The organism is Hyphomonadaceae bacterium ML37 (genome assembly GCA_027627685.1).
GTDB lineage: Bacteria > Pseudomonadota > Alphaproteobacteria > Caulobacterales > Maricaulaceae > Oceanicaulis.
Genome location: CP091241.1, coordinates 1,563,353 through 1,576,395, shown reverse-complemented (window position 1 = coordinate 1,576,395; position 13,043 = coordinate 1,563,353). Strand labels below are relative to the sequence as shown.

At 69.2% G+C, this 13,043-nt stretch carries 10 protein-coding genes and 1 other RNA gene; 4 read left to right on the top strand and 7 right to left on the bottom strand.

Annotated elements, in window-relative coordinates; translation table 11 throughout:
* Positions 1 to 16 precede the first annotated feature (16 nt).
* Both L2D01_07725 and L2D01_07720 read right to left on the bottom strand, forming a co-directional pair.
* Positions 17 to 955 carry an alpha/beta hydrolase gene (locus L2D01_07725; protein WBQ08792.1) on the bottom strand — a complete coding sequence of 313 codons (939 nt, stop codon included), beginning with the start codon at positions 953 to 955 and terminating at the stop codon, positions 17 to 19.
* A 79-nt stretch (positions 956 to 1,034) separates the two neighbouring features.
* On the bottom strand, positions 1,035 to 1,367 hold the full coding sequence (locus L2D01_07720) for a hypothetical protein (protein ID WBQ08791.1): 333 nt from the start codon (positions 1,365 to 1,367) through the stop codon (positions 1,035 to 1,037).
* 300 nt (positions 1,368 to 1,667) lie between these two features.
* Here L2D01_07720 and ffs point away from each other — a divergent pair.
* The 4 genes from ffs to L2D01_07700 all read left to right on the top strand — a co-directional run bounded on the left by ffs (position 1,668) and on the right by L2D01_07700 (position 4,478).
* Positions 1,668 to 1,766: signal recognition particle sRNA small type (gene ffs / locus L2D01_07715), an RNA gene on the top strand.
* Between the two features lie 61 nt (positions 1,767 to 1,827).
* Positions 1,828 to 3,651 carry a DNA polymerase III subunit gamma/tau gene (locus L2D01_07710; protein ID WBQ08790.1) on the top strand — a complete coding sequence of 608 codons (1,824 nt, stop codon included), beginning with the start codon at positions 1,828 to 1,830 and terminating at the stop codon, positions 3,649 to 3,651.
* Positions 3,648 to 3,983, top strand: coding sequence for a YbaB/EbfC family nucleoid-associated protein (locus tag L2D01_07705; GenBank protein WBQ08789.1), 336 nt, complete (start codon positions 3,648 to 3,650; stop codon positions 3,981 to 3,983). Before L2D01_07710 ends, L2D01_07705 begins: the two co-directional genes overlap by 4 nt.
* A gap of 78 nt (positions 3,984 to 4,061) precedes the next feature.
* Positions 4,062 to 4,478 (top strand): hypothetical protein, encoded by a 417-nt coding sequence (locus tag L2D01_07700; GenBank protein WBQ08788.1) that lies wholly within the window; start codon positions 4,062 to 4,064, stop codon positions 4,476 to 4,478.
* A 3-nt stretch (positions 4,479 to 4,481) separates the two neighbouring features.
* On the opposite strand, the gene L2D01_07695 is transcribed toward L2D01_07700, so the two are convergent.
* The 5 genes from L2D01_07695 to L2D01_07675 form a co-directional block, all read right to left on the bottom strand.
* A complete protein-coding gene (locus tag L2D01_07695; GenBank protein WBQ08787.1) occupies positions 4,482 to 5,540 on the bottom strand; it encodes a phosphotransferase family protein in 1,059 nt (352 codons plus the stop codon).
* 87 nt (positions 5,541 to 5,627) lie between these two features.
* Positions 5,628 to 7,316 (bottom strand): amidohydrolase, encoded by a 1,689-nt coding sequence (locus L2D01_07690; protein WBQ08786.1) that lies wholly within the window; start codon positions 7,314 to 7,316, stop codon positions 5,628 to 5,630.
* Positions 7,317 to 7,381: 65 nt separating this feature from the next.
* Positions 7,382 to 9,427, bottom strand: a complete 2,046-nt coding sequence (locus tag L2D01_07685; protein WBQ08785.1) for a hypothetical protein — start codon at positions 9,425 to 9,427, stop codon at positions 7,382 to 7,384.
* Positions 9,427 to 12,147 carry a DUF4159 domain-containing protein gene (locus L2D01_07680; protein WBQ08784.1) on the bottom strand — a complete coding sequence of 907 codons (2,721 nt, stop codon included), beginning with the start codon at positions 12,145 to 12,147 and terminating at the stop codon, positions 9,427 to 9,429. The genes L2D01_07685 and L2D01_07680 overlap by 1 nt, the downstream gene beginning before the upstream one ends.
* A complete protein-coding gene (locus tag L2D01_07675) occupies positions 12,147 to 13,031 on the bottom strand; it encodes a DUF58 domain-containing protein (protein WBQ08783.1) in 885 nt (294 codons plus the stop codon). The genes L2D01_07680 and L2D01_07675 overlap by 1 nt, the downstream gene beginning before the upstream one ends.
* Positions 13,032 to 13,043 lie beyond the last annotated feature (12 nt).

The window sequence follows — 13,043 nt, the reverse complement described above, 5'->3', positions numbered from 1 at the left end:
ACCCGCCACAAAACACTCATTCATCCACCTCATGCGTCAGCAGGCGCTCAATCTCGTCCACGATGACCATCCACGCCGGAGCGGCCGGATCGATCAGTTCAAAATGCCCGGCGCCCGGCAGGATGATTTCCCGCACCGGGTCGCCCGCAGCCTCTGCCGCCTGGGCATAACCGGCTCCAAAGGCCGGGGGAATGATGGCGTCAAGTTCGCCCGAGATGACCACCTGGGGAACGCCCAGCGGAAGCAGGCGCGCCGGGGATGAATCGGCATAGGCGTCAGCGCCGCGATCCGGTCCGACGAGCGACGTCACGGTCTCCGGCTCCCCGCAGCGTCCGGGACCGTCTGCCGCGAAAGCCTCCAGATCGAGAATGCCCACCAGCGACACGACACCGGCGACCGGCAATGGCGCCTGCGGCGCCAGCGGTCCGTCGGCGATTCGTGCGCGCCCCGCCGCCCAGACCGCCAGATGCCCGCCGGCGGAATGTCCTGCCAACACAACGCGATCCAGGTCGATGGCATGGTCATCGACCAGCGTGCGCGCATGATCTACGCCGGCCGCGACGTCGAGAAATGTGCCGGGCCAACCGCCCGTGTCGTGCCCGATGCGGGCATATTCCAGATTCCACACCGCCAGGCCGCGTGCACGCAGATCACCCGCTGTCAGATCCTGCAGCTCCAGCCCGGGAAGGCTAGCCAGCCAGCATCCGCCATGGATCATGATGACAAGGGGAAACGGCCCCGGCCCTTCCGGCAGCCAGAGCTCGCCAAACTGATGCTCGCCCGGTCCGTAGGCGATCCTGTGATCGGCCGACGGGCGCTCACGCTCCATCAATGCGGCAAACCGGATCGGACGCTCTGCCGCGTACGGATCAACGGGTGCAACGTCAGGCGCACTTTGCGGCCCGCAGGCCGTCAGCAGTGCAAACAGTAAGATGATTGGCAGACGGATGATCATGGCGCGCTCCCCCACACGGTCACGCGCCGCTTATGTCACCCCAGTCGGAATTGAGAAAGCCGTCAGGGTCAGCGCCGCGTCAGGCCGCGCGGGCGTCCGACAGCATTTCGGCGAAGAAATCTGTCTGGTCATCGACAACCTGGGCATAGTCAGGCTTGTTCGCCAGACGCAGCGCGTCGCGATAGATCGAATAGACCAGCTTGTCGGCCGGTTCCGGCTTGGCGTCCGGGCTGTTCATGCCGTCATGAACCCAGCGCCACAGCGCCAGCTTCGAGGTCAGATCATCCCAATCGGCGCTGGGCACGCTGGCCACAGCGGCCAAAAGGTGTGCGGGCAGTGTTGCGCCATCATTTTCCTTGACCTCGCGCCACATGCGGAAGGCCAGAGTGATGAAGCGGCTGTCCTGGTCCATGGTGCAACTCTTTCTGCCCCGCTGCGCTGTCACCGCGCGAAGCTCAATCCGGTACAAGGCGGCAAATCGGCGGCGCGCGCCTCAACGGGCCGCGCCGGCACACTTGCGATGAGGCTGCAGATCCGCGCCGGGCGCCCCTGCTGCTGAACGTGTCCTATAAGTGAAAAAGGGCACAATCGCGGCGAGTATGCGGCGGCGCACAAAAACCGTCATTAAAATGTTGGAATACCCGCTCGCCGACCACAAGGCGCAGCGCCGCCCGCTTGCATCTCCACCGGCCAGCCCCGATAATCATCGGCAGGAAGGTCGGCGGCGGACGAGCCCCTCGCCAACCCGGTCAGGTCCGGAAGGAAGCAGCCGTAACGAGTTTTGGTTCGGGTCGCCGTTCGGCCTTCCGCCACCTTCCGCCTCTTTCAAGGCCCGTACGTTCGGGTTCGCACGCGCGGGAGCCTGATATCCCATGATGGACGACGCCGAGCCCGGCCCTGACGCCGTTGACGATAGCGGCCCTGCCCTGCCCGGCTTCGAGCCTGCGCCGTCAGGCGGCGCGGGCTATCAGGTGCTCGCGCGCAAATACCGCCCCCAGACATTCCCGGACCTCATCGGCCAGGAGCCGATGGTGCGCACCCTCACCAACGCCTTCGCCGCCGGGCGCATCGCTCACGCCTACATGCTCACCGGCGTACGCGGCATCGGCAAGACAACCACGGCCCGCCTGATCGCGCGCGCCCTCAATTTCGAAACCGACACGGTCAAGGCGCCGTCGATCAATCTGGATCCGCCTGGCATTCATTGCGCCGCCATCACCAAATCCTCCCATGTGGACGTGATGGAGATGGATGCCGCCTCGCGCACCGGCGTCGGCGATATCCGCGAATTGCTGGACGGCTTGCGTTATTCGCCCGTCAGCGCGCGCTACAAGGTCTACATCATTGACGAGGTGCACATGCTGTCCACCTCGGCGTTCAATGCGCTCCTGAAAACGCTGGAAGAGCCGCCGCCGCATGTGAAATTCATCTTCGCCACCACCGAGATCCGCAAGGTGCCCGTGACGGTGCTCAGCCGCTGCCAGCGCTTTGACCTCAAGCGCGTGGACAGGGCGGTGCTGGCCGACCATCTGGCCAGGATCTGCGGAACCGAAGGCGCGCCGGTGGAGCCTGAAGGGCTGATGGCCATCGCCCGCGCCGCCGAAGGCTCGGTGCGCGATGCGCTCTCCCTGCTCGATCAGGCCATCGTGCAAGCTGAAGGCGGCGGCGCGGTGACCGCCGCCCAGGTGCGCGACATGCTGGGCCTGGCTGACCGGACGCGGGTGCTCGACCTTCTGGCCGCCGCGCTGGAGCACCGGGCCGCGGACGCGTTGTCCGAGTTGCGCCATCAATATGATTCGGGCGCCGACCCGGTCGTGCTGATGCGCGACCTGCTCGATTATCTGCACGCCATGACGCGGCTCAAAGCCGCCGGAGCCGACGCCGATCTGGGCGAGGCGAAAGAGACGATCGCGCGCCTTGCGGCGCTGTCAGACGCCCATTCGCTGGCCTCGCTGGGGCGGCTGTGGAAGACGGCGCTGACCGGGCTCGACGATGTGCGCACCGCGCCGGACCCGTCTTCGGCCGCCGAAATGGCGGTGATCCGGCTGATGAGCGCGGCCAGCCTGCCCTCGCCCGAGGACGCGGCGCGCCTGCTGGCGGGCGCCCCGCGCGTCGGGACACCGGCGGCGGCGCAGCCCGCCCCTTCCGCGCGCGCGCCGGAGCATCCGGAGGCGCGCGAAGCCGCCAGCGAAGGCCGGATCGTCCCGTTCAACCGCCCCGCCCCGGCGCCAGAGGCTGCACCGGGCTATGACGATGTTGAGGAGGACGACGAGCCCATCAGCGATGGACTGCCCGGGCCGGAAAGCCTGGAAGAGTTGATCGCGGACATTGAGGGCGCGCGCGAAATCGGGCTGAAGCTCGATGTGGAGCGCTATGTGAAACTGGTTTCGCTGCGTCCGGGCGCCCTCGCCTATGAGCCCGCCCCCGGCGCGCCGTCCGATCTCGGCGGGCGGCTGGCGCGCTTTCTTCAGGACCAGACCGGCGCGCGTTGGCTGGTCGACAGCTCGGCGAAGAACGGTCAGGAGACCATCCATGACCGCCGCCGCCGCGAGGCGGAGGCCGAACGCGACTCGGTGATGAAAGACCCCGCCATGGTCAGCGCGCTGGCCGCCTTTCCCGGCGCCGAGCTGATCGCCGTGGAACCGGCGCCCTCGCCCGCCAAACCCGCCCAAGACCGCCAGGAGACCAAGCGATGAAGGACCTTGCCGGCCTGATGAAGCAGGCCCAGGAGATGCAGCAGCGCATGCGCGAGGCGCAGGAACGGCTGGAAACGCTGGAAGTGACCGGCGAGGCGGGCGCTGGTCTGGTGCGCGTGACCCTCACCGCCAAGGGCGAGCTGCGCACGCTGTCGATTGATCCGTCCATCGTCACGCCGGACGAAAAAGAAGTGCTCGAAGACCTCATCAAGGCCGCCCACGCGGACGCGCGGCGCAAGGCCGAGACCGCACAGGCCAAAGTGCTGGGCGAGGCCACCAGCGGCATGTCCCTGCCGCCCGGTTTCAACATGCCTTTCGGCATCAAGCCCTGAGGCGCACGCCTGGTTGCTTTGCGATCCTGAAACGCGCTCTATCTTGTAAGACAGACGCCAATTCGGGGACACGGTTTCATGGACTTACCGGTAGAATGGATCATCGCGGCGGCCGCAGCCGTGATTGGCGCGTGCATGGGGCTGCTCAGCCTGATCGTGCCGCAATGGGGCGCGAGCGTGGTGCGTCTGGCGCCCGATCCGCGCTGGAAAGGCGGCTTCGCCGAATTTCGCGCCAGCTATGGCGGCGCGCTGGTGCTGGCCCATGGCGCGGTGCTGCTGACCCTCGCCATGAGCGCCCAGGCCGGCGCGGGCGCGGTGATGGGCGCCAGCTTCGCGGTCGCGCTGTACTGGGGCGGCATGGCGATAGGCCGCGCGGCGTCCATGGTGCTGGACCGGCAAAAGGAGACCGTCACCGGCTATAATGCGGGCGCGATAGGGTTCGAGACCGTGATGGCGCTGGCGCTGGCCGCGCCGTTCATCGCGCATCTGGGCTGAGGCTTACGCCCTCTCTGCAATGCTCCACGCATAGTCAGCCATCGGCGCCACCAGTGCGCCCAGCTCCTTGGCGCGTTCATTGGAGGCATTGCCCTGCAGCCCGCGCGCATACACGCCCTGGGCGATGCCGGCCAGGCGGAAGATGTTGTAGGCAATGTAGAAATCGAGTTTCGGGATGCCGTCACGCCCGGTGCGACGGCAATAGGCGGCCACGTATTCGTCTTCGGTGGGGATGCCCAGCGCCTTCAGATCCACACCCAGAAAACCGGAGCGGATTTCCTTGGGCGTGCGCCATTGCATGAGCTGATAGGTGAAGTCGGCCAGCGGATCGCCCAGCGTCGACAATTCCCAATCCAGCACCGCGATGACGCGCGGCTCGGTGGGGTGGAAGATCATGTTGTCGAGGCGATAGTCGCCATGGACCACGCTGATCCGGTCCTGCTGCGGCGCATTGGCCGGCAGCCAGTCGATCAGCCGGTCCATGGCCGCGATGGGCGCGGTTTCGGCGGCCTTGTACTGCTTGGTCCAGCGCGCGATCTGGCGCTCGAAATAATTACCCGGACGGCCATAATCGGACAAGCCCGCCGCCTCTACGTCGATGGCGTGCAATTGCGCCAGCGTGGCGTTGGACGCGTCATAGAGCGCGGCGCGCTGCGCGGGCGCGAGATCGGGCAGATAGGCGTCCCAGAATATCCGGCCCTCGACGAAATCCATCACGTAGAACGCCGTGCCGATAACGCTTTCATCCTCACACAGCGCATGCATGTGCGGAGCAGGGAAACCCTGCCCGCCCAAGGCCTTCATCACCTGATATTCGCGTTCCACCGCATGGGCCGAGGGCAGGAGCTTGCCCGGCGGCTTGCGGCGCAGGACATAGGCGTGGCGCGGCGTGGTCAGCTTGTAGGTCGGGTTCGATTGCCCGCCCTTGAACTGCTCCACGGTGAGCGGTCCGGCAAAGCCCCCCACATGCTGGTCCATCCACGTTTCCAGCGCGCGCTGATCGAATTTCAGCGCGTCGGCGACCGCCTTGGTGCCGGAAAACGCGTCATCAAGCTGGGACATGCGGGCAGTCTCCTGAGCAGGCGGCAAAACGGAGCGGCGTCCGGCGTGCAGTTCACCCGGTTCGGACGCCCGCCTCAAGGGCGATGGTCATTCGGCATCGGCGCGCCACGCCACAGCGCCATCGATGACCGTCATCACAGGGCGGGCATCGCGCAGATCGAGATCGGGCGCCGAAATCAGATCGGTGTCGAACACGCTGAAATCGGCGCGCTGGCCCATGGCGATCTCGCCCAGCTCTCCGTCAAGATGAACGGTCCATGCCGGCCAGAGTGTAAACAGCTTCAGCGCGTCATCGCGCTCCAGCGCCTGATCCAGATTCCAGCCTTCGCCCGCAAAGCCCTCCAGATCGCGGCGCACCGCGGCGGCGTAGAATTCGATACGCGCTTCGCCCCGCTCCACCGGCGCGTCGGATCCACCTGCGATTATGGCCCCGCTCTCCACCAGCGACCGCCAGGCATAGGCGCCCTCCAGGCGCTGCAACCCGATGCGCGCCGGCGCAAAATGCAGATCGCCAATGGCGTGGCTGGGCTGCATGGACGCCACGACGCCCAGATCGCCAAAACGCGGAATATCGTCCGGGTGCAGCACCTGGGCGTGTTCCACGCGCCAGCGCGGCTCGGGCCGCGCGCGCTCGCCCGCCGGCACGGCGTCCAGAGACGCCTCCATCCAGTCGAGCAAGCGGTGATTGCCGGCATCCCCGATGGCGTGGGCGGATATCTGCACGCCATCTTTCAGCGCCCGGCGCATCATCGCCTGGCTCGCTTCGTCACGCGCAATGAACAAGCCGGTCGAGCCCGGCGAGTCGTCATAGGGCGACAGGAGCGCTGCGCCGCGCGAGCCCAGCGCGCCATCCATGTAAAATTTGATCCCGTTGGCGGTCACCCGGCCATCGGCTTCCACCCGCGGCGCCCGCGCGGCCACGTCGCCATAATGCTCGGGATTGGCGAAGACATGCACGCGCAGGGGCAGACGGCCCTCTTGCGCCAGCTGCACGAGGATATCCACGTCGTCATAGCGCACCGACATGGAATGCGCGCCGGTCCAGCCTGACGCGGCCAGCACGCGCGCGCCCGCCTCATAGGCGCGCACCCGCGCCTCGCCCTCAGGCTCACGCAGGAAGATGGAGAAGGGCGCCATGGCGGTGTCGATGATCATCCCGGTCGCGGCGCCGGACGCGTCGCGCAGGATTTCACCGCCTTCGGGATCCGGCGTCTCCGCCGTCACGCCTGCTTCGGCGAGGGCCGCGGAGTTGGCGACCAGCGCATGCCCGTCCGCACGCACCAGCACCACGGGGCGGTCCGGCACGACGGCGTCGAGATCGGCAGCGGTGGGAAACCGGCCTTCGGGCCAATGCGTCTCGATCCAGCCGCGCCCGGCCACCACGTCCACGGCGCCGTCAGCGGCGGCCGCGACGCGCGCCTGCAGCTCGGCAATGGATCCCACGCCTTCCAGATTGAGGTTCAGCTCGCGCAGGCCCACGCCGAGGATATGCACATGGGCGTCGGTGAAGCCGGGAAACATCGCCGCGCCATTGAGATCAATGCGGTCAGTCGCGGGGCCGGCATGGGCCTCGCAGGCCCCGGCCGCGCCAGCGCACACGATCCGGCCGCCCGCGACCGCCACCATCTCCACCTGCCGGTTGTCATCGCCGCCGGTATAGATCACGCCGCCTTCAAAGAGGCGCTCTGCGGGGGCCGCTGCAGGCGCCGCAGGCGCAGCCGCGTCTTCGCAGCCGGCCAGCGCCAGAACCGCCAGTCCTATCAGAATGATGCGCATGTCATACCCTCCCGCGAGTCAGCCGCTGCGCACGCTAGCGTGCCGGGATGCGGACGCCAAATCGCTTAGCGTCCCTCGCGGCGCCAGGCGCCGCCCAGCAGGCCCATCAGGAGGATCGCCAGAAGCAGCCCCGGCGCCAGCGGCGTGCGCTCGGCGCTGGTGACCACATAGGCCTCGTTGCGCTGCAGCCCGGCCCAGTTGGGCCCGGCCTGACGCACACCGGCGCGGGTGCGGCGCAGGTCCGGCACGCTAACGTCCGATCCCAGCATGAACACCCCGCCGCCGCTGGCGTCGGCCAGCGCGGAGAGACCTTCGGGATCGGGGCGCAGATCAGTGAATTCGCGCGGATTGAGCGGGCCGGACGCCGTCACGGCTGTCAGATCGCCCGAGCGCAGGCGGACCAGTCCCTGTTCCGCCGCCTCTGTGGACGCCGTGAAGCGCCCGGGCTCCACCTCTTCCATGTCCAGCACCTGACCGGCGCCCGACGGCCATTCGATCTCCAGCGGCGGGGCGGAATCGGCGAGCGTGGTGCGCGTCACCGAGAGCTCACCGCCCGACACGCTGGCGGTCAGGCGCTCCTCATCCAGCTCCGGCTCGCCCATCAGCCAGTGGGCCACACGGCGGAACAGCTCGTCATGCGGCCCGCCGCCATCATAGCCGCGCGCCCATAGCCAGGCCTGATCGGACAGAAGGATCGCCGCGCGCCCTTCCCCGGCCCGCGCCAGCGTCAGCAGCGGCGCGCCGTCCGGGCTTTCCAGCACGGTCTCGCCCGCCACCGCCCGCGCGCCGATGCGCCGGTGCCAGTCGCCCCAGCCCGCCTCGCCGCCTGCCATAGGCGCAGTGACCGGATGGCGTGCGCCAGCTTCAGAAATGCGCGGCGTAAACCGCGTCTCGATCACCGTTCCGTCCGGAGAGGCCGGCAGCACGCCCGCCAGCGCCGTGCGCGCCAGGCTGTCAGGACCGGCAAACGGCGGCCCCGTGGTGACCAGCAGCGCGCCGCCCTCTTCCACGTAGCGGGCGATGTTTTCAAAATAGAGCGGACGCAGAATGCCCCGGCGCCGATAGCGGTCGAAAATCACCAGATCAAACTCGCCAAGGCGCATCTGGAACAGCTCGAACACCGGAAACGCAATCAGGGCGAGCTCGTCGGCGGGCACAGAGTCATCGCGATCCAACGGGCGAAGAATGGTGAAATGCACCAGATCCACGCTCGGGTCGGACTTTAAAAGGTTGCGCCAGGCCCTTGCGCCATTATGGGGTTCTCCGGTGATCAGCAGCACGCGCAGCCGGTCACGCACCCCGGTCACGCTCACCGCCGCGCGGTTGTTGACCAGGGTCAGCTCTTCAGAGCCGGCCTCCACCTCGATCTGAACCACATTGGTTCCGCGATTGCGGATTTCCGCCTGCACCTGCACCTCGCGGCCAATGGCCACGCGCGCCTCGATGGGCTCGCCGCCATCCACCGACAGGGTCACCAGAGCGGTCCCGCCTTCATCGGCCTCGTCCTCGACCCGCAAGGTGAAGCTGACCAGTTCGCCCACCAGGCCATAGCGCGGCGCTTCGGAAATGATCAGGCGGCGGTCGCGCGCCTGCGGGTCGCCGGTGACCCAATGATGCAAGGGCGCGGTCAGACCCAGCGCATCGCCCTCGGTCGGCGCGTCGTGGACCTGGCCGTCAGACGCGATGATCACCCCGGCCAGACGCTCACGCGGAATGCCGGCGAGCCCACGCTGGACTGTCTCCATCAGGCGTGTGCCGTCGGCGGCGCGCCCGCCGCGCACCTCCACCAGCTCCAGCGAGGCGTCGCGTTCGGCGAGCGCGCGCGCGGCCTCGGCGACGGCTTCCGCAGCCGCAGTGCGCCCGTCCACATCCATGGAGGCGCTGTCATCCACGACCAGAAGGGCGATATCAGTCAGCGGCTCGCGCGCCTCGCGCACCAAAGCCGGGTTCATCAGCGCGGCCGCGAGCCCCAACGCCGCCAGCGTCCGCCACAGCCAGCCCTTGAGACCGCGCGCCAAAGCCACCCCGGCGCCCGCCAGCGCCAGCGCCGCGAGCACAGCGATCACCGGCGCGGGGATCAGCGGCGCAAAGATGAGGCTGGTCGCATCCATCACTGGCGCCCCAGCCGCTGCAGGATGGCCGGCACATGCACCTGGTCTTCCTTGTAGTTTCCTGTGAGCGCGTACATGGCCAGATTGACGCCGAACCGGTTGGCCAGCTCGCGCTGGCGCTCTCCGCCCTCCACCGGCGCCAGCGCCCGGCCCGTCTCATCCGCCGCCCAGGCCGAAGCCCAGTCAGCCGACCCGATGATCAGGCCGGACACGCCGTCGCGCGCCGACCCGTCGCGGCTGGCCTCCACCCACACCTCGCCACCGGCATAGCGGCCGGGATAGTCCCTGAGCAGATAGAAGGTCTTGCCCAGAACATGATCGGGACCGATGCGCTGCAGGGGCGGCACATTGATGCGCTCCAGCGTGCGCATCAGGCCGGGATGGGGCTGCCCGGCGCCGGCGCTGTCTCGACCGTCGCGGGTGTCAAACACGATGAGCCCGCCGCCCTGAAGATACGCGCTGACTCGCGCGGCTGCCTCATCCGACAAAGCCGGCGCATCCAGCGTCAGCGGCCAATAGACCAGCGGGAAGAACAGAATGTCGTCGGTTTCGATATTCACCGGCGATGGGGCGCCCGGCTCCACAGCGCTGCGCCGCCGGGCTTCGCGCGACACGCCCTCCAGCCCGGCCCGGCTGATGGAATCGATTCGGCTGTCGCCGGTCAGCACATAGGCGAAGCGCACCTCCAGAGCGTTGGCGGCGTCGTCGGCCTCGGCCGGGGCGGACAACGCGATGCTCGCGCCGACCAGGACCGCAATCGCCGCCGCGCCGCGCGGCATCGCCACCCGCGGCATCCGCCCCGACAGGGTCAGCGCGATCAGGGCATCGAGGGCGAGGACAAGCAAGGCTAGCGCCAGCAGCGCGCCAGCAAAGCGTATCTCCCGCCCCTGCCCGCGTGCTTCATAGACGGCGCCTGGCAGATCGCGCGACAGCGGCTCAAGCGTCTCGCCCGGACGCATCACATTGAGCGGCGCGCTGGCCGCGCCGATGGCGTAAATGCCCGGCGGGGTGCGGGCGCCTGCCCGGGCCAGATGGAATTCTTCCGCCGGGATCGGGTCGGCGTCGGTGCGCGGATCGGTCAGCGCCCCCGCCCCGTCCAGCATGCGCTCCAGCCGCCAGGCGCCGCCCTGCACCTGCGCGGGCTGGGCCGCTGCACCGCCCGAAAGGGCCAGGACGCGCTCCAGCATAGCCGGGTACAGGCCCGACAACGGCAAGCTCGACCAGTCGGGACCCGCCGTGACGTGGAACAGCACCAGCCAGCCATTGCCGCGCCGGTCTGCTGTGACCAGCGGCGTGCCGTCCTCCAGCCGCGCCCAGACGCGCGCATCCAGCGCCGGTCCGGGTTCCGCGAGTACCTGCCGCGTCACGCGCGCCTCAGGCGATGGCGCGAGCCCGGCGAACGGGCTGTCATCGGCGAAAGCGGCAATGCCCTGGGGCGCGTCCCACGCCATGGCGCCGCCGAACAGACGACCGCCCTCGCGCAGGGGCGTCGGCACCAGCTCGCCGCTGCGCACCGCCAGGCGCGGGCCGGCGAAGCGCACGATCAGCCCACCGCCTTCCAGGAATTCGACAAGGCGCGGGTCCTGGGCGCTGGCGGCGTCCACAATCACCAGCGCGGCGGGCTCGGCCTCCAGCACCGTATCGAGATCATCCACCACGAGTTCGGAAATGCCCGCAAGCGCCTGCCGCGCATAATGAATATCAGACAGAAGCGGCTGGCCTTCGCCTCCGCCGCCTTCGGCTTCAAGCAGGCCTACGCGCGGCCGGCGCCAGCGATCCCCGGTGACCTGCACCGCGCCGGCGGAGGCTTCGCCGTCGATCTGGACCCGGGTGATCCGGTTGCGCAAATCCAGCGGCAGGCGGGCTTCCAGCCGCAGCGTCCGGTCGCCGTCCGCAAACTCGCCATCGGCCACCGCCAGCGCCCGTCCATCCGCGCCCAGTGCGGTCACGGCGACCGGCCTGATCCCACTGTCGCTGGTGCGGCTGACCACAGCCTCGAACCCATCCGGCTGGGCCTCCACGGCTGACAGGCCCAGCGGCCCGGCGCCCGGCTGCGGCATCAGCACCCGCAACGGTCCGCGCGCCTGCGCCGTCCGCGCCAGCGCCGCATCGCCCTCGCCCCCACTCACGCCGTCATTGATCCAGACCGTCTCGATGCGCGAAGGCGCGCCTTCGGCGCTTAGGGCAGCCGCCAGGCGTTCAGCGGCTTCGGCCCGGTCGGGCGCCCAGGCGCGCGGCTCGTGGGCTTCAAGACGCGACACGGCCTCGCGTGCATCCAGAAAGCGCAGCGTGTCGCCGCGCCGCGGGGCGGGCGCGGTGAACAGGATCGCCGCCGGGCGGCCATCGGCCCGCGCCGCATCCAGCCGGGCGCGCGCTTCAGCAGCGGCACCGGGCCAGGCTGCGGCGGCGGTCCAGCCGTCATCGACAATGACCAGCAGCGGATCGGTGGAGCCGGCGCCCGCATCGGGCTGCCAGACAGGACGGGCCAGCGCCAGAATGATCATCGCCGCCAGCAGCAGCCGCAACAGCACCAGCCACCAAGGGGTCGTCTGCGGCGTTTCGGGCGTGCGGGCGAGACGCTGCAGCAAACGGATCGGGGCGAACACCACCGTGCGCGGCGCCGGCGGGGTCGCGCGCAGCAGCATCCATAGCAGCGGCAGGACCACCAGGGCCGCCAGCGCCCAGGGCGCAGCAAAAGCGAGCGGGCCAAGGCTCAGCATCACACGCCCCCGTCCAGCGCCTGATACAGCGCCAGTACGGCGGCGCCCGCCGGGCGGTCGGTGCGATGGGTGATCAGCGTCCAGCCTGTGCGCCGGGCGAGATCGCTCAAGGCTGCGCCATGCTCGGCCCACAGGCGCGCATACCCCGCCCGCGCGGACTCCGCCCGACCGAACATCAGGGACTCGCCGCCGCCCGCCGGGTCAAAGCGTGTGCGGCCCTCAAACGGGAAATCTTCTTCCGACGGATCAATGATGCGCAGCATGACGCCGCGCGCGCCCGCCGCAGACAGCGCCGCCAGACGCCGCGCCCACGTCTCGGGCGGATCCAGAAAGTCGCTCGCCAGCACCAGGCGCGCGTGGCGCTGCAGGTCCGGCGCCTCGACACTCGCCACCGCGCCGGGACCATCAGCCAGAGCGCGGCCCGTCAGCTCCAGACCGGCTTGGCCGGAGCGCGCCCGGCCGGTTTCGCCCAGCGCGGCCACCCGCTCGCCGCCGCGCGCCAGCAGGCTGGCGCAGGCGATCAGGCACACCGCCGCCCGGTCTCGCTTGGTCGGCAGGCCGGCGCTCTGTGCGTCCATGCCCGCAGACCCGTCACGCCAGAGATAGACGGCGTTGGCCGCTTCCCATTCGGTTTCCCGGACAAACAATTGGTCGCCGCGCGCTGACCGGCGCCAGTCCACCGAGCGTGCGCCGTCCTCAACCCGGTGGCGGCGATATTCCCAGAAGGTCTCGCCCGAGCCGGCGCGCCGGCGGCCATGGGCGCCGAACGCCACAGTCGCGGCGATGCGCTCGGCCTCAGCCAGCAAGGCGGGAAAGCGCGATGCGGCCCGCGCCGCCTCTCGGCGCAGCCGGTCATGGGTGCGGGGCTTTTTGGATGCGGCCATGGACAGGTGTTC

Bases quoted from the DNA above. Each gene is read 5' to 3' on its own strand.
- L2D01_07720 (WBQ08791.1), bottom strand. From the start codon at position 1,367: ATGGACCAGGACAGCCGCTTCATCACTCTGGCCTTCCGCATGTGGCGC.
- L2D01_07680 (WBQ08784.1), bottom strand. From the start codon at position 12,147: ATGCTGAGCCTTGGCCCGCTCGCTTTTGCTGCGCCCTGGGCGCTGGCG.
- L2D01_07725 (WBQ08792.1), bottom strand. From the start codon at position 955: ATGATCATCCGTCTGCCAATCATCTTACTGTTTGCACTGCTGACGGCC.
- L2D01_07690 (WBQ08786.1), bottom strand. From the start codon at position 7,316: ATGCGCATCATTCTGATAGGACTGGCGGTTCTGGCGCTGGCCGGCTGC.
- L2D01_07700 (WBQ08788.1), top strand. From the start codon at position 4,062: ATGGACTTACCGGTAGAATGGATCATCGCGGCGGCCGCAGCCGTGATT.
- L2D01_07675 (WBQ08783.1), bottom strand. From the start codon at position 13,031: ATGGCCGCATCCAAAAAGCCCCGCACCCATGACCGGCTGCGCCGAGAG.
- L2D01_07710 (WBQ08790.1), top strand. From the start codon at position 1,828: ATGATGGACGACGCCGAGCCCGGCCCTGACGCCGTTGACGATAGCGGC.
- L2D01_07695 (WBQ08787.1), bottom strand. From the start codon at position 5,540: ATGTCCCAGCTTGATGACGCGTTTTCCGGCACCAAGGCGGTCGCCGAC.
- L2D01_07685 (WBQ08785.1), bottom strand. From the start codon at position 9,427: ATGGATGCGACCAGCCTCATCTTTGCGCCGCTGATCCCCGCGCCGGTG.
- L2D01_07705 (WBQ08789.1), top strand. From the start codon at position 3,648: ATGAAGGACCTTGCCGGCCTGATGAAGCAGGCCCAGGAGATGCAGCAG.